Source organism: Actinomadura violacea, from assembly GCF_017573465.1.
Taxonomy (GTDB): domain Bacteria; phylum Actinomycetota; class Actinomycetes; order Streptosporangiales; family Streptosporangiaceae; genus Spirillospora; species Spirillospora violacea.
This window is the reverse complement of record NZ_JAGEPF010000002.1, coordinates 203,602-218,968: the sequence shown is the minus strand read 5'-3', so window position 1 is coordinate 218,968 and position 15,367 is coordinate 203,602. Positions and strand designations below refer to the sequence as shown.

Genomic DNA, 15,367 nt, shown 5'->3' with positions numbered 1-15,367 from the left:
ACGCGGCCGGACCCTACCGTGCTGCGCATGACCAGCGACTCCGGCCGGGAACGCATCCTCGATGCCGCGACCCGGCTGTTCGCCGAACTCGGCTACGACGGCACGTCCACCCGCCAGATCGCCGAGGCGGCCGGCCTCAACATCGCCACCGTCGCCTACCACACCGGCGGCAAGCGCGACCTCTACCTCGCCGTGATGGAACGCGCCCACCGGGCCGAACGCGCCGCGCTCGAAACGGCCCTCGCCGACCTCACCCCCGACGCGGCCGGGATCCTCGCGCTCGTCGACCGCTACGTCGACTTCTGCGCCGCCCACCCCGAGATCCCCGCCCTGTGGATGCACCGCTGGCAGTCGGACGCCTCCGACATCGCCGACCTCGAAGCCCGGTACGTCGAACCGCTGATGGAGGCGGTCGTCCGCGAGGTCGGCGCGGCCGTCGGCGACGACGCCGACGTCGAGTACGTCACCTGGACCGTCATCTGGTGCACCCACGGGTTCGCCCGCGGCGGCGTGCTGCGCGGCGACGGCCTGCGGCACCGCATGGACGACCCCGCCGCGCTCGCCCGCTTCCGCGCCAACCTGCACCGCCTCGTCCTCGCGGGACTCGGCCTCGACGCCCGGGCCGCGCTGTGACGGCCCCCGCCGCGACGGCGGCGCTGCCCCGGCGGCGGCTCCTCGGCTACGGCGTCGGGTCCGTCGGCACCGGCGTGTTCTCGGCCGTTCCCGGCCTGCTGCTCCTGTACTACCTGACCGACGTCCTCGGCGTGTCCGCCGCGATCGCGGGCGCCGTACTGGTCGTCCCGAAGGCATGGGACGTGGTGCTGAACCCGATCGTCGGCGCCGCCAGCGACCGGGAGGCCGTCCGGACCGGCCGCCGCACCCGGCTGCTGCTCGTCGGCGGCGTCACGCTGCCGTTCCTGTTCGCCGCCATGTTCGCCGTCCCCGTCGACTCGCCCGGCTTCGGCGCCGGCTGGGCCGCGGTCACGTTCCTGCTGGCCGCGAGCGCGTTCGCGTGCTTCCAGGTGCCCTACGTCGCGCTGCCCGCCGAGATCTCCGACCTGCCGTCCGAGCGCGGGCGGGCGATGGCGTGGCGCGTCGTGTGCCTCACCGTCGGCATCCTCGTCGCCGGCGGCCTCGCGCCCGCCCTGTCGGACTCCGCCGGCGGCGGACGCGGCGGATACGCGCTGATGGGCGCCGTGATCGGGATCGCCATGGGCGCCGCGATGATCACCAGCGCGCTGGCCAACCGGTGGATCCCGTCCACCCCGGGCCCGCGCCCGCTCGGCCTCGCCGCCGCGCTGCGCGCCGCCCGCGGCAACCGCCCGTTCTTCGCGCTGCTCGGCGGCTACGTCTCGCACACCCTCGCCGTCGCCATCATGCTGGCGGGCGCCCCGTACATCGCCACCTACCGGCTGGACGACTACGGGCTGACCTCGGCGATGTTCGTGTGCATGGTCGGGCCGAGCGCCGTCGCCGTCCCGCTGTGGCGGAAGATGTCCGTCCGGTACGGGGTCGTCCCCTGCTACGTCACCGCGCTCGCGATGTTCGCCGTCACCGGCTTCGCCTCCTACCCGGCGATCTCCGCCGAGTCCCGGCCCGGCGTGCTCGCCCTCGCCGCGCTGACCGGCGTCTGCTACGCCGCCGTGCAGCTGTTCCCGCTGTCGCTGCTGCCCGAGACCGTCCACGCCGACAAGGGACGCACCGGGCAGGCGCAGCCGGGCGCCTTCACCGGCCTGTGGACGGCCGCCGAGACCGGCGCGCTCGCCCTCGGCCCGGGCGTGTTCGCGCTGGTCCTGGCGGTGTCGTCGTTCCGGTCGTCCGACCTCGACGAGCCCGTCCACCAGACCGGCTCCGCCCTCACCGGCCTCACCGTCGGGTTCACGATCGTCCCGGCCCTGCTGTTCCTGCTGGCCGTCCCGCTCCTGCTGGCCTACCGCCGGCTCGCCGCCGCCCACCGACCCACCGAGGAAGCCCAGCCCCATGCCGTCTGACCGCACCGCCCTTCCGGAGCACGGCCGCCCGGCCTCCGACCTGCTCGCCGAGCTGTCCCGGCTCCGCGAGGCCGACCTGCCCGTGCGCGGCGGCCACGTCACCGCCTACGTCTACGACACCGGACGCGAGGCCGTGCACGACCTCGCCGCCACCGCCTTCCAGGAGATGCTCGAGGTCAACTGCCTCGACCCGACCGCGTTCCCCAGCATCGTCGCGCTGGAGCGCCGCATCGTCTCCGCCGTCGCGGACAGGCTCGGCGGCGGCACCGGCATCTTCACCAGCGGCGGAACCGAATCGATCATGCTCGCGGTGAAGGGCGCGCGGGACGCCCGGCCGGTCGCCGGACGGCCCCGGATCGTCCTGCCGGCCACCGCGCACCCCGCCTTCCACAAGGCCGCGCACTACCTCGGCCTCGACGTCGACCACATCCCGGTGGACGGCGACTTCCGCGCCGAGCCCGCGGCCGTCGCCGCCGCGATCACCCCCGACACCGTCCTCGCCGTCGCGTCCGCGCCGTCCTACCCGCAGGGCGTCATGGACCCCGTCGAGGAGATCGCCGCCATCGCCGCGTCCGCCGGGGTGCTCTGCCACGTCGACGCGTGCGTCGGCGGCTGGGTGCTGCCCTGGCTCCGCGACCTCGGACGTCCCGTCCCGCCGTTCGACCTGTCCGTCCCCGGCGTCACGTCCATCTCCTGCGACCTGCACAAGTACGGGTACGCGCCGAAGGGCGCGTCGGTCGTGCTGTTCGCCGACGAGGCGGTCCGCCGCGCCGCCTACTTCGCGTCCGCCGAATGGCCCGGCTACACCGTCATCAACGCCGGCGTCCAGAGCAGCAAGAGCGCCGGCCCGCTCGGCGCCGCCTGGGCCACCCTCAGCGCCGTCGGCGCGCAGGGCTACCGCGACCTCGCCGCGACCGCCATGGACACCGCCGAACGGTTCATCGCGGGCGTCGCCGGCATCCCGGGCCTGCACGTCCTCGGCGACCCCGCCGTGCCGCTCGTCGCCGTCGCGTCCGACGACCCCGGCCTCGACGTGTTCGTCCTCGCCGACGAGGCCCGCGCCCGCGGCTGGTTCTTCCAGCCGCAGCTCGCCTACCAGGGCATCCCGCCGAACCTGCACTTCACCCTCACCGGCGTCAGCGACGTCGGCGCGCTGCTGTCCGCGCTCGCCGACGCCGCCAAGGCCGCCCGCGCCGCCGGCCCGCCCGACGTGCCGGCGGACCTGCTCGCCGCCCTCGCCGAGCTCGACCTCGACTCCCTCGACGACGCCGGGTTCACCGGCCTGCTCGCCGCCGTCGGCGTCGAGCTCGACGGCGGCGGCCCCGAGATGGCGGTCGTCAACACCGTTCTGAACGGCCTTCCGCCCGCCACCCGCGAGGCCCTGCTCGTCCGGTTCCTGTCCGCCCTCTACGCCGGCTAGTTCAGCCTGATCAGCCGCTTGAGGTAGGACGGCTCGTCCAGCGCCGACCCCAGCACCAGCGGCACCTTCGCCGCGCCCGCCGTCACCTGGCCGACCTGCTGCCCGGCGTCGCCCTGGTGCGGCGGGTCGGCCCGCACGCCGACCTGCACCCGCAGCCCTGGCCACCCGACCACCGTGACCGGTGCCCCGGCCCGCAGCGGTGTCGTCCCGCCGAGCCCGTCGTCGACCCGCCCGACGCCGCCGCCCTTCGGCGCGAGCGTCGCGGCCGTCATCGCGTTCTCCGCCGCCTGGATGAGCTGCGCCGCGGCCTGCACGGCGCCCTGCGCGCTCGGCGACTTCTGGCCCATCACCGCGCCGAGGATCAGCGTCGGCACGCCGCCGACCCGCTTGCGCGCGGCGAACACGAAGTTCCCGCCGGCCGCGTCGGTGTAGCCGGTCTTCCCGCCGACCACCCCGTACTGCCCGACCAGCACATTCCCGCCCGGCCGCGCCGGGCTCCCGTCGTCGGGCACGTACGCGCGGCGGTTCACGATCTCGGTGAACGCCTGCACCTTCATCGCCGCCCGCAGCAGCTTCACCTGGTCCGCGGCGGTGCTGACCGTCCCCTTGTCGTACCCGCTCGGGTCGGTGTAGTGGGTGCTGGTCATGCCGAGCTCGCGCGCCGTCGCGTTCATCTTCGCGACGAACGGCTGGTCGCCGCCCGAGTCCCAGCGCGCCAGCTCGTGCGCCAGGTCGTTCGCCGAGATGATCAGCAGCGCCTCGAGCGCCTTGCGCTCGGTCAGCCGCTGGCCCGCCGTGATGCCGAGCAGCGACTCCCCGCGCTTCTTGCGGGCCGGGATCTCCGCGACGCCCTGCGGCGACACCGCCAGGACCGGGCCCGGCTGGCCCGTCTTCAGCGGGTGGTCGCGCAGGTACACGAACGCCGTCATCACCTTCGCGACGCTCGCCGTCGGCGTCGGCGCGGACCCGCCCGACGCCCCCATCGTCCCGAGGCCGTCCACGTACACCGCGGACTGCCCGGCCGCCGGCCACGGCAGTGCGGGCGCCGCGCCCTGGAACACGTGGCTGGACGCCAGCGTCAGCTTCACCGTCGGGTCCGGGACGGGCCGGATCAGCTGCCCGGCCACCACGCCCACGACCAGCACGAGCGCCGCGACCAGCACGATGACCAGGCGCCGCCGCTTCGGACGCCGGACCTCCTCGCCCGCGGGCTCGACCGGCCCGGGCGGCTGCGGCGCGTGCGCGTACGGCGCCTGGGCCTGCTGGTGCGGTGTCGCGACCTCCCAGGGGCCGCTCTGCCTCGGGGCGGCGGGCGGCTGCGGTGCGGCCACCTCCCACGGCCCGCTCTGCCTGGGGGCGGCGGGCGGCGCCGCGCCCTGCCCCGCGTCCCACCGGACGGACTCGGGCCGGAACTCGCCCACGGGCGGCTGCCGCGGCGTCTCCCAGCCGGTCGGCGGCGAACTCTGCCGCGGCGAGTTCCACCACACCTCCTCGCCCACCGCCTCCTGAGGCGCCGTCGGCGGTGCGGGCGGGTGCTGGACCGCGGCCGGTCCGGACCCGTGCCTGGCCGCAGGCGGCTCCGCCACGGTGCGTTCCGGCGCGGGCGGCGCAGCGGGCGGTTCGGGCGCGCGCTGTGCCGCGGGCGGTTCAGGCGTCTGCCATGTGGACGGGAGGCGCTCGATCCGCGTCACCTCGGCCGGCGAGTCGCCGGCGGGCGGCTCGGGCCGCACCTCCGGGCGGGGCTCCGGGAGCGGCTCCGCCTCGGGCTCCTCGTCCTCCTCGGCCGCTGCCGGGTGTTCGTGGTCCGGCTCGGGTTCGGGCTCGTCGTGTTCGGGCTCCTCGTGTTCGGGCTCGTCGTGTTCGAGGTCGGCAGGTTCGAGGTCGTCGGGTTCGGTGTCCGGCTCGTCCTCGGCGTCCTCGGCGTCCTCTGGGGGCGCGGGAGCCGGGCTCGGGTCGTCGGCCTCGGATTCCTCGTCGTCGGCGGGCGCGTCCTCATCGGTTTCGGCGATTTCTTCCGCGACGTCCGTTTTCGGTTCTTCTTCCGGCGCCTCGGTGGATTCGTCCGCCGCCGTTTCGGCGTCCGCGCCGGCGTCCTCGGATTCCGCCTCGGCGGGCGGGTCCTCCTCGGGGGCGCTCTCGTCGTCGGCGGGGTCCTCGGCGGGCTTGGCCGGGCGCCGGATGTCGGGCCTGGTCAGGGAGGCGTTCTTCGCCGGAGCGGGCGCCGGGATGCGGAATTCCGCCGTCGCCGTCCGGCCCGATTCGCGTTCGGCGTCCTCCGGGCGGTCGTCCGGCTCCGGTTCCTGCGGGACGTCGTTCACGGGCCGGTCCCCCTCTTGGGCTCGATGATCGCGCATGCGGACGGGGGCGGTCCTCAGACGTGGATCCCCCGTGCAGATAGAAAGATGTCCACTTTAGCGACGAGGTTCGCTTTGTTATGCATCAGTGATCTGCGCGGCACGGCGCGCGCGCCGCCGGTCCATGGTGCCGTGCGGGCGTGAACCCGCGGGCGGGGTTGCGGAGATACACGCTGACACCCTCCCCCCTCATGAGAAGGCCGGTCCGCATGCCATGGTTTCCGCGATGACCGCACCCCCCACGGTTCCGGACTGCGACGCCGATCTGATCGAGCGGTCGCACGCCGATCCGGAGGCGTTCGCGGCGCTGTTCGACCGCTACTCCGCGATGCTCTACCGGTACGTGTCGCGCCGGCTGGGCCCGGAGGCGGCCGAAGACGTCGTCGGTGAGACGTTCCTCGTCGCCTTCAGCAAGCGGCACCGCTACGACGCGGCGTACACCGACGCGCGGCCGTGGCTGTTCGGGATCGCGACCAGGCTCGTCGCCCGGCACCACCGGTCGGAGGCGGCGCGGTACCGGGCGCTGCGCCGCAGCCCGGTGGACGGGCCGGTGGAGGGCCCGGCGGAGCGGGTCGCGGCGGGGGTGACGGCCTGGGCGTCGCGTCCGGCGCTCGCCGCGGCGCTGGCCGGGCTGCCGCGCCGGGACCTGGACGTCCTGCTGCTCGTCGCCTGGGGCGACCTCGCGTACGAGGAGGTGGCGCGGGCCCTCGGGATACCGGTCGGCACGGTCCGGTCCCGCCTGAACCGGGCGCGGCGCAAGGTCCGCGCGGCGCTCGGCGACACCAACCCGATGGACGAGGAGGAGTGACCGTGGACGACCTGGAACTGCTCCGCGACCTCGGCCGCGAGCTGGGGGAGGAGCCGCCGCCGGAGCTGGCGCGGCAGCGGACGCGGCTGCTGGACGCGGCGCGGGGCCGCCGCCGGTCCCGGCTGCCCGGGGGGCGCTGGACGCTGCTCGGCGTCGTCGCGGCGGTGACGGCGGCGGCGGTGCTCGTCCCGGCGTCGATGCTGCACGGGCGGGGCGCGCGGCCACCGGCGGCCGGGACACCGGGCGCCGCGGCGAAGGCGGTGAACGTCCTGGTGGTGGGCTCGGACGCGCGGTCCGGCGGGCCGGCGCGGTCGGACACGATCGTGCTGGTGCACCTGCCGGCCGACCGTGCGAGCGCGGAGGCGGTGAGCATCCCGCGCGATTCGCTGGTGGACGTCCCGGCGTGCAGGTCGGCGAAGGGCGCGGCGACGCGGGCGTACCGGGGGACGGTCAACACGGCGTACACCGTCGGCGGTGTGCCGTGCCTGCTCAAGGCCGTGGAGAAGGCGACGCTGGTGCCGGTCGACGCGGCGGTGGAGATGGACTTCGGCGGCTTCAAGGCGATCGTGGACGCGCTCGGCGGCGTGCAGGTCACCCTCCCGAAGGCGATCGTCGATCCGCGGGGGCGGCGGCTGCTGCCGCCGGGGCGGCAGGTCGTGGACGGGGAGGGGGCGCTGGTGTACGTCCGGGCCCGGCACGGCCTCGGTGACGGGTCGGACCTGGACCGGATCAAGCGGCAGCAGCAGTTCATGGCGGCGGTGGTCGGCAGGGCGAAGAGCGGTGTGCTGGCCGATCCGGTGCGGCTGGCGCGGTTCACGGCGGCGGTGGCCCGCTCGGTGCGGACGTATCCGCGGATGGGGGTGAAGGAACTGGAGGCGCTCGCCTGGAGCCTGCGGAAGACGGGCCCGGGCGCCGTCCGGTTCGCGACGGTGCCGGTGCGCCCGGCGCCGGAGGACCCGAACCGGGTCGTCATCGACAGGGCCCGAGCGGATCGGGTCTTCACGCCGTTCAGGAGGTAGAGGATGTAAAGCGCGCTTGACATCGCCGCGAAATGTAAAGCATGCTTGACACATGCGGAACGATGTCCGCGCGCTGAGGCTCTCCGGGGGCCTCTCGCAGGCGGAGCTGGCGGGGGCGATGGGCGTGTCGCGGCAGACGGTCAACGCGATCGAGACCGGCCGCTACAGCCCGTCCCTGACGCTGGCCGTCCGGCTGGCGCGGTACTTCGAGCGGACGGTGGAGGAGGTCTTCCATGTCGACTGCGACTGACGGGGCCAGGGGCCGCTGGGGCGTCCCGCTCACGGGGGTCGTGCTGGGTGCGGCGATGTGCGTCGCGTCCGGGCTGAACGGCCGCTGGGGGCTCGGCCTGGCGATGCTCGGGATCATGGTCGCGTACGGGGCGCTGCTGCTGCTGTTCGGCGGCCGGGAGCCGGTCGCGATGCTGGCCCGCGAGGACGGCGACGAGCGGCAGCGCGCCATCCAGGCCCGCGCCTCGCACATCTCCTTCAACCTCCTCGCGGTGTTCGTCGTCGGCGGGTTCGTCGTCGACCTCGCGCGCGGCGGCGACGGGATGCCGTGGGCGGTGATCGCCGCGGTCGGCGGCGGCGCCTACATCGCCACCGTGGCCGTCCTGTCGCGGCGGGGCTGACGGGCCGCCCTGCCGGGGCCCGGGGGCCGATGAGTGGCCGCCGTGTTGCCGGGTAGGGCGGGAGCGTCCCGGTGCCCCGGCGGCACGTCCACGACGCTCGAGGAGTGTGCAATGGCCACGAAGGTCCGCGACATCATGACCGGTTCGCCGACGTCGGTGTCCCCGGAGCTCGACATCGTCACGGTGGCGCGGGCGATGCGCGACGAGGACATCGGCGCGGTGCTCGTCGCGGAGGGCGACGACCTGCTGGGCCTGGTCACCGATCGCGATCTGGTGATCCGCGGGCTCGCCGCCGGCGGCGACCCGGCGCGCGCGCGGATCGGCGCCCTCGCCAGCAGCGTGACCGCGACGATCGGGCCGGACGACTCGCTCGACAAGGCCGCGCAGATCATGCGGGAGCGGTCGGTGCGGCGGCTGCCCGTCCTGGAGGACGGGCGGCCCATCGGCATCGTCTCCATCGGCGACCTGGCGGGCGAGCGGGACGCCGTCGCCGGGCTCGCCGAGCTCAGCGCCGCCCGCACCACCTTCTGACCGGCGCCCGCGCGGCTAGGGGAGGGCCGCGAGCAGCCGGTCCAGGTCGTCGTCGCTGTTGTAGTAGTGCACGGAGGCCCGTACCGCCGAGTCGAGGCCGTGCGGGTCGTACCCGTGCGTCCTCGGCTGCGCGATGCTGACGTTGACGTCCCGCTCCCGCGCCGCCGCCTTGACCGCGGCGGCGTCGTGGCCGTCCACGGTGAAGGTGACGATGCCGGACGGCCGTTCGCCGCGGTCCAGGACGGTGACGCCGGGCCGGTCGGCCAGCATCCGCCGCAGCGCCGCCGCGAGGCCGGTGACGCGCTCCTCGATGGCGGCCATGCCGAGCGCGGACGCGTAGTCGGCGGCGGCGCCGAGCCCGATCTGCCCGGCGACGTACCGCTCCCACGTCTCGAAGCGGCGGGCGTCGCCGCGGATCTCGTACCCGTCCGGCGCCTTCCACTCGGCGGCGGTCAGGTCGAGGAACGGCGGCTCCAGCGCCTGGACGATCTCCCGCCGCACGTACAGGAAGCCCGTGCCGCGCGGCCCCCGCAGGTACTTGCGGCCCGTCGCGGACAGCATGTCGCAGCCGATCTCGGCGACGTCCACGGCGAGGTGCCCGACGGACTGGCACGCGTCCAGCAGGAACAGGACGCCGTGCTCGCGGCACAGCCGCCCGACCTCCGCGACCGGGTTCACGAGGCCGTTGTAGGTGGGGATGTGGTTGAGCGACACCAGCCGGACGTCGCCCCTGGCCAGCTCCGCCTCTAGCGCGTCCAGGGCGATCGTGCCGTTCGCGTCGTCCGGGACGACCTCGACCCGGGCGCCCTTGGCGGCGGCGACCTGCTGGTAGGCGATCGCGTTGCTGGAGTACTCGCTGGTGGTGGTGAGGATCCGGTCGCCCTCGGCGAACGGGATCGCGTAGAAGGCCATGTCCCAGGCGCGCGTCGCGTTCTCCACGTAGGCGATCTCGTCCGCGCGCGCGCCGATCAGCCCTGCGACGGCGCCGTAGAAGTGCTCGACGGCGTCCTTCCGCTGCTCGGCCGCCTCGTAGCCGCCGATCGCCGCCTCCAGTGCGAAGTGCTTTGCGACCGCGTCGATCACGGGCGCGGGCGGCAGCGCCGCGCCCGCGTTGTTGAGGTGCGCGACCCGGGCGCAGCCCGGCGTGTCCGCCCGCGCCCTGCCCACGTCGATGCCGCTGTCGGTCCCCACGTCCCGCCCCCTCCGTCGTTGATCATCCGCATTATCGGCGACGCCGCCGGATTGTCGTACCCCCGCGCGAGGATGGCCCCATGACGGCTTGACCTCAATGAATGTTGAGGTTTCAGGATGGGTCTCCCCAGCCGACGACGACCGAGGATCACCCGATGGACATGGAAGTCACCGCGTGGATGTCGCTGCACCACGCCATGAACGCGCAGGACGACCGCCGGCCGTTCTCCAAGGCGACGCTGCGCCGGATCGCCGCCTTCGCCCGCCCCCACCGCCGGCGCCTGTACGCGTTCCTGCTGTTCAGCGTGGTGATGGCGGTGCTCGCCGTCGCGACCCCCGTGCTGGCCGGACGGGTCGTGAACGCGATCGTCGACCGGTCCGCGACGTCCACCGTGGTCGGCATCGCGGTGCTGATCGCCGTGCTGGCGGTCGCCGAGGGCGGGCTCGGCCTCGCCAACCGGTGGCTGTCCGCCCGCATCGGCGAGGGCCTCATCCTCGACCTGCGCACCGCCGTGTTCGACCACGTCCAGCGGATGCCGGTCGCGTTCTTCACCCGGACCCGCACCGGCGCGCTGGTCAGCCGGCTCAACAACGACGTGATCGGCGCGCAGCGCGCGTTCAGCGACACGCTGTCCGGCGTCGTCAGCAACCTGGTCACGCTGCTGCTGACGTTCGCCGTCATGGTCGGCATCTCCTGGCAGGTCACGCTGCTCGCGCTGGTGCTCCTGCCGGTCTTCGTGCTGCCGGCCCGCCGGATGGGCACCCGCCTCGCCGGGCTGGAGCGCGAGGCCGCCCGGCACGACGCCGCGATGAGCACCCAGATGACCGAGCGTTTCTCCGCGCCCGGCGCGACGCTGGTCAAGCTGTTCGGCCGGCCCGACCGCGAGTCCGCCGAGTTCGCCGCGCGGGCCCGCCGCGTCCGCGACATCGGCGTCCGCACCGCGATGGTGCAGCACGTGTTCATCACCGCCCTGACCATGGTGTCCGCCCTGGCCCTCGCCCTCGTCTACGGGCTCGGCGGCTGGCTGTCGCTGCGCGGCCACCTCGACGCCGGCGCCGTCGTCTCCCTCGCGCTGCTGCTCACCCGGCTGTACGCGCCGCTGACCGCGCTCGCCAGCGCCCGCGTCGAGGTGATGAGCGCGCTGGTCAGCTTCGAGCGCGTCTTCGAGGTGCTCGACCTCAAGCCGCTCGTCGCCGAGAAGCCCGACCCGCGCACCGTCCCCGACGGCCCCGTCGCGGTCGAGTTCGAGAACGTCACCTTCGCCTACCCGTCCGCCGACAAGGTCTCGCTGGCCTCGCTGGAGGAGGTCGCGACGCTCGACACCCGCGGCGGCACCGACGTCCTGCACGAGGTGTCGTTCCGCGCCGAGCCCGGGCAGATGGTCGCGCTCGTCGGCTCGTCCGGCGCCGGGAAGTCGACCATCGCGCAGCTGCTGCCGCGGCTGTACGACGCCGACTCCGGCGCCGTCCGGCTCGGCGGCGTGGACGTCCGCGACCTGTCGTCCGCCTCGATCCGCGCGACGCTCGGCATGGTCACCCAGGACGGGCACCTGTTCCACGAGTCGATCCGCGACAACCTGCTGCTCGCCCGCCCCGAGGCCGCCGAGGACGAGCTGTGGGACGTGCTGCGCCGGTCCCGCCTCGACGCGCTGATCGAGGGCCTGCCGGACGGGCTCGACACGATCGTCGGCGAGCGCGGCTACCGGCTGTCGGGCGGCGAGCGGCAGCGGCTCACCATCGCCCGCCTGCTGCTGGCCCGCCAGCGCGTCGTCATCCTCGACGAGGCGACCGCGCACCTGGACTCCACGTCCGAGGCCGCCGTCCAGGAGGCCCTGGCCGAGGCGCTCGAAGGCCGCACCGCCGTGGTGATCGCGCACCGGCTGTCCACGGTGCGCGCCGCCGACCTGATCCTCGTCGTCGAGGCGGGCCGGATCATCGAGCGCGGCACCCACGAGGAGCTCCTCGCCGCGGGCGGCCGCTACGCCGACCTGTACGAGACCCAGTTCGACACCCGCCCGCCCCTCGAACCGGTTGCCTGACCGGCGCCTGGAACGGCGCGCCAGCGAAGTGGAACGCGTCGGTCAGGCCTGCTTTTGCCGGGGGTGAGGGGGGTCGTCCCCCCACAGGGATGCTGACCGGGGGTGTGGGGGGCGTCCCCCCACAGGGATGCCGACCGGCGCCGATGAGTTTCGGGGCGCTCGGCGGTCGGTACGTGTGAGAGCCGGCGAGGAGGAGCGAGGATGAGTGACAACGGCGGGCTGTCCCCGGCGGGACTGGACCGGATGCGCCGCGTGATGACCGGGTTCGTCGACCGCGGCGAGCTGCCCGGGCTGGTCGCGCTCGTCCACCGGCGCGGGCACACGCACGTGGTCGAGGCCGGCGCCATCGAGCTCGGCGGCGACGTGCCCGTGCGCCGCGACACGATCTTCCGGATCGCGTCGCTGACCAAGGCAGTCACCGCCGCCGCGGCGATGATCCTCGTCGAGGAGTGCCGGCTCCGCCTGGACGACCCGCTGCACGGCCTGCTGCCCGAGCTCGCCGACCGCCGCGTCCTGCGCAGCCCCGGCGGCCCGCTCGACGACACCGTCCCCGCCGAGCGCCCGATCACGCTGCGCGACGCGCTGACGTTCACGCTCGGCTACGGCGTGTCGTTCGTCCCGGACGGCATGCCGCCGATCACGCGGGCGATGCTCGACACCGGCGTCGACAACGGCCCGGACGGCCCGTCCTGCGGCCCCGACGAATGGCTCAAGCGGCTCGGCGCGCTGCCGCTGGCGCACCAGCCGGGCGCCGGATGGCTGTACAACACCGGCGCCGACGTGGCCGGCGTGCTGATCGCCCGTGCCGCCGGGCGCCCGTTCGAGGAGTTCCTCCGCGAGCGGATCTTCGAGCCGCTCGGGATGCGCGACACCGGCTTCACCGTGCCCTCCGCCGCCACCGGGCGGCTCGCCGTGCCCTACACCACCGACCCGGAGACCGGCGCGCTCGTCCGCCGCCCCGACCCGCGCGACGGTGCCTACGACCGCCCGCCGGTCTTCCCCGCCGGCAGCGGCGGCCCCGGCCTGCTCTCCACCGTCGACGACTACCGCGCGTTCCTGCGGATGCTGCTGGACGGCGGCCGGTATCCGGGCGGGCGGCTGCTGTCCCGGCCGTCCGTCGAGCTGATGACCACGGATCGGCTGACGCCGCAGCAGAAGGCGGGCAGCGAGATGTTCCTCGGCTCGGGCGGCTGGGGCTTCGGGCTGGCCGTCGACGGCCGCCGCGACGACCTGTTCGTCCGCCCCGGCCGGTTCGGCTGGACGGGCGGCCTCGGCACGTCCGCCTACGCCGACCCCGGCGAGGACATGATCGGCATCCTCTTCGCCCAGCGCGCCATGACGTCCCCGGAGCCGCCGCACCACTTCGAGGACTTCTGGACCACCGCCTACGCCGCCATCGACGACTGACGCCCGCACCCGCCACACCCGCCTCCACCAGCACCGGACTCCTCAGGGGACCGGCCGTTCACCGCCCGGACACGGGCGCGCAGCGGCCGGTCCCTTCGCCGTCCACCCGCCGGACGGTGATGTGAGGGCGCGGCCAATGATTAACAGGTTGGCGCAACGATCCTGTTCAGTCGCCTACCCTGCGCCTAGTGTGAGCGCACCGGCGACGCCCGTCCGCAGTGGAGGCGGGGTCGGCCGAGGGCCGCGGAACGGCCGGCCGGTGCGCCGGGGCCGCCGGTGGACGCCGTGGAGATCGGAGCGAGTGTGAGCGACTTCCTGCATACGTTCTTCGACTGGTCGGAGATCCGTGGCGCACTCCCGACGCTGCTGACGGAGGGGCTGCGCAACACGCTGCTGATCGCGGTGCTGGCCATCCTGTTCGGCCTGGTCGTCGGCGTGCTGCTGGCGGTGCTGCTGCTGTCGCGGCGGCGGCTGGTGCGGCTGCCCGCCCGGCTCTACGTGGACGTCTTCCGAGGGCTGCCCGCGATCGTGACGGTCAGCCTGATCGGGCTCGGGCTGCCCGCGGCGGGGGTCCGGCCGTTCGGCCGCAACCCGCTCGGCTACGCGGTGATCGCGGTCGGGCTGATCTCCGCGGCGTACTGCGCGGAGATCTTCCGGTCCGGCATCCAGGCGGTGCCGCCCGGGCAGCTGCAGGCCGGGCGCAGCCTCGGCATGTCGTACCTGAAGACGATGCGGCTGGTCGTGGTCCCGCAGGGGATCCGCAACGTGCTGCCCGCCCTCGCCGGGCAGTTCATCGTGGACATCAAGGAGAGTTCACTGGTCTACCTGCTCGGCCTCGGCGTCGGGCAGCGCGAGCTGTACTTCATCGCGCAGGAGCGGCAGGCCGCCAGCTACAACGCCTCGGCGCTGGTCGCGGCGGGCCTCTGCTACCTGGTGATCACGATCCCGCTGACCTACCTCGTCAACTGGCTGGACCGGCGGATGCGCGAGGGCGGCGGGCGCGGCGCGCGGCGGGCGCCGGCCGCCACGGGCCAGGAGGACGCGACCGGCGCCGCGGTCCCGGCCGCGGACCCGACGACCGGCGGCGCACTGAAGGAGCGGGCATGACGACGGCGACCGGCAAGACGGGCGGCGAGCGGACCGGCGGCGCGGCGCCGCGGACGGCGATCAGCGTCCGGGACCTGCGCAAGTCCTACGGCGACACCGAGATCCTGCGCGGGGTGAGCTTCGACGTCGCGCAGAGCGAGGTGCTGTGCGTGCTCGGCCGGTCCGGGTCGGGCAAGTCGACGATGCTGAAGTGCCTGAACCTCCTGGAGGCGCCGACCTCCGGCAGCGTGGTGGTGTCCGGGACGACGCTCACCGACGCCAAGGTGGACGTGGACGCCGCCCGCGCGAAGATCGGCATGGTGTTCCAGCACTTCAACCTGTTCGGGCACCTGAACGTGCTGGACAACGTCACGCTCGCGCTGCGGCACGTCCGCGGGATGGGCAAGGCGGAGGCGGCGGAGATCGGGAACGCGCAGCTCGCGCGGCTCGGCCTCGGGCACCTGGCGCGGCAGCGGCCGGGGAACCTGTCCGGCGGGCAGCAGCAGCGCGTCGCGATCGCCCGGAGCCTCGCGATGAGCCCCGAGGTGATGCTGTTCGACGAGGCCACCTCGGCGCTGGATCCGGAGCTGGTCGGCGACGTCCTCGCGGTGATGCGGGAGCTGGCCGGGACCGGGATGACCATGGTCGTCGTCACCCACGAGATCGGGTTCGCCCGCGAGGCCGCCGACCGCGTGATGTTCATGGACGACGGCGTGATCGCGGAGGAGGGCGAGGCCCGCTCCGTGCTCGACGCCCCGTCCAGCCCGCGCTTCCGCGAGTTCCTGTCCAAGGTGCTCTGACCCCTTCCGGCGCCCGCCGGGGCGCCGGCTCGCGCGCTCCGGCCCCGGCCACCGTGCCGCCGTCGCGCGCCCCAAGAACCCCCGCCCGGGCC

At 74.5% G+C, this 15,367-nt stretch carries 14 protein-coding genes; 12 read left to right on the top strand and 2 right to left on the bottom strand.

The window, feature by feature from the left end:
* Nucleotides 1–27 precede the first annotated feature (27 nt).
* Genes J4709_RS03420 through J4709_RS03410 form a run of 3 tightly spaced genes read left to right on the top strand, consistent with a single transcriptional unit; the run spans nt 28 to nt 3,411 of the window.
* Nucleotides 28–633 carry a TetR/AcrR family transcriptional regulator gene (locus tag J4709_RS03420; protein WP_208236750.1) on the top strand — a complete coding sequence of 202 codons (606 nt, stop codon included), beginning with the start codon at nt 28–30 and terminating at the stop codon, nt 631–633.
* Nucleotides 630–1,991 carry an MFS transporter gene (locus J4709_RS03415; RefSeq protein WP_208236748.1) on the top strand — a complete coding sequence of 454 codons (1,362 nt, stop codon included), beginning with the start codon at nt 630–632 and terminating at the stop codon, nt 1,989–1,991. Before J4709_RS03420 ends, J4709_RS03415 begins: the two co-directional genes overlap by 4 nt.
* Nucleotides 1,981–3,411 (top strand): pyridoxal phosphate-dependent decarboxylase family protein, encoded by a 1,431-nt coding sequence (locus J4709_RS03410; protein ID WP_208236746.1) that lies wholly within the window; start codon nt 1,981–1,983, stop codon nt 3,409–3,411. Before J4709_RS03415 ends, J4709_RS03410 begins: the two co-directional genes overlap by 11 nt.
* Here the strand turns inward: J4709_RS03410 and J4709_RS55390 are convergent.
* A complete protein-coding gene (locus J4709_RS55390) occupies nt 3,408–5,729 on the bottom strand; it encodes a hypothetical protein (protein WP_307800906.1) in 2,322 nt (773 codons plus the stop codon). The two genes, J4709_RS03410 and J4709_RS55390, sit on opposite strands and share 4 nt — an antisense overlap.
* Before the next feature lie 262 nt (nt 5,730–5,991).
* Here J4709_RS55390 and J4709_RS03400 point away from each other — a divergent pair, with 262 nt between their 5' ends.
* From J4709_RS03400 to J4709_RS03380, 5 genes are all read left to right on the top strand, one after another.
* The gene (locus J4709_RS03400; protein WP_208236742.1) at nt 5,992–6,573 is read left to right on the top strand and encodes an RNA polymerase sigma factor; all 582 of its coding nucleotides are present in this window, start codon (nt 5,992–5,994) and stop codon (nt 6,571–6,573) included.
* 2 nt (nt 6,574–6,575) lie between these two features.
* Nucleotides 6,576–7,592 carry an LCP family protein gene (locus J4709_RS03395; RefSeq protein ID WP_208236740.1) on the top strand — a complete coding sequence of 339 codons (1,017 nt, stop codon included), beginning with the start codon at nt 6,576–6,578 and terminating at the stop codon, nt 7,590–7,592.
* A 52-nt stretch (nt 7,593–7,644) separates the two neighbouring features.
* Nucleotides 7,645–7,842, top strand: coding sequence for a helix-turn-helix transcriptional regulator (locus tag J4709_RS03390; protein WP_173098945.1), 198 nt, complete (start codon nt 7,645–7,647; stop codon nt 7,840–7,842).
* Nucleotides 7,826–8,221 carry a hypothetical protein gene (locus J4709_RS03385; protein WP_208236738.1) on the top strand — a complete coding sequence of 132 codons (396 nt, stop codon included), beginning with the start codon at nt 7,826–7,828 and terminating at the stop codon, nt 8,219–8,221. The genes J4709_RS03390 and J4709_RS03385 overlap by 17 nt, the downstream gene beginning before the upstream one ends.
* 111 nt (nt 8,222–8,332) lie before the next feature.
* Nucleotides 8,333–8,752: a CBS domain-containing protein gene (locus J4709_RS03380; RefSeq protein ID WP_208236737.1), complete on the top strand. Its 420-nt coding sequence runs from the start codon at nt 8,333–8,335 to the stop codon at nt 8,750–8,752.
* Nucleotides 8,753–8,767: 15 nt separating this feature from the next.
* Here J4709_RS03380 and J4709_RS03375 read toward each other — a convergent pair whose 3' ends face one another.
* Entirely contained in the window at nt 8,768–9,943 is a 1,176-nt protein-coding gene (locus tag J4709_RS03375; RefSeq protein ID WP_307800903.1) for an aminotransferase class V-fold PLP-dependent enzyme, read from the bottom strand.
* Nucleotides 9,944–10,098: 155 nt separating this feature from the next.
* Between J4709_RS03375 and J4709_RS03370 the strand changes: the two genes are divergently transcribed.
* The 4 genes from J4709_RS03370 to J4709_RS03355 all read left to right on the top strand — a co-directional run bounded on the left by J4709_RS03370 (nt 10,099) and on the right by J4709_RS03355 (nt 15,275).
* On the top strand, nt 10,099–11,982 hold the full coding sequence (locus J4709_RS03370; protein ID WP_208236730.1) for an ABC transporter ATP-binding protein: 1,884 nt from the start codon (nt 10,099–10,101) through the stop codon (nt 11,980–11,982).
* A 201-nt stretch (nt 11,983–12,183) separates the two neighbouring features.
* On the top strand, nt 12,184–13,389 hold the full coding sequence (locus J4709_RS03365) for a serine hydrolase domain-containing protein (protein ID WP_208236728.1): 1,206 nt from the start codon (nt 12,184–12,186) through the stop codon (nt 13,387–13,389).
* 303 nt (nt 13,390–13,692) lie between these two features.
* A complete protein-coding gene (locus J4709_RS03360) occupies nt 13,693–14,496 on the top strand; it encodes an amino acid ABC transporter permease (RefSeq protein ID WP_208236726.1) in 804 nt (267 codons plus the stop codon).
* Nucleotides 14,493–15,275, top strand: a complete 783-nt coding sequence (locus J4709_RS03355) for an amino acid ABC transporter ATP-binding protein (RefSeq protein WP_208236724.1) — start codon at nt 14,493–14,495, stop codon at nt 15,273–15,275. The genes J4709_RS03360 and J4709_RS03355 overlap by 4 nt, the downstream gene beginning before the upstream one ends.
* The last annotated feature ends 92 nt before the right edge of the window (nt 15,276–15,367 follow it).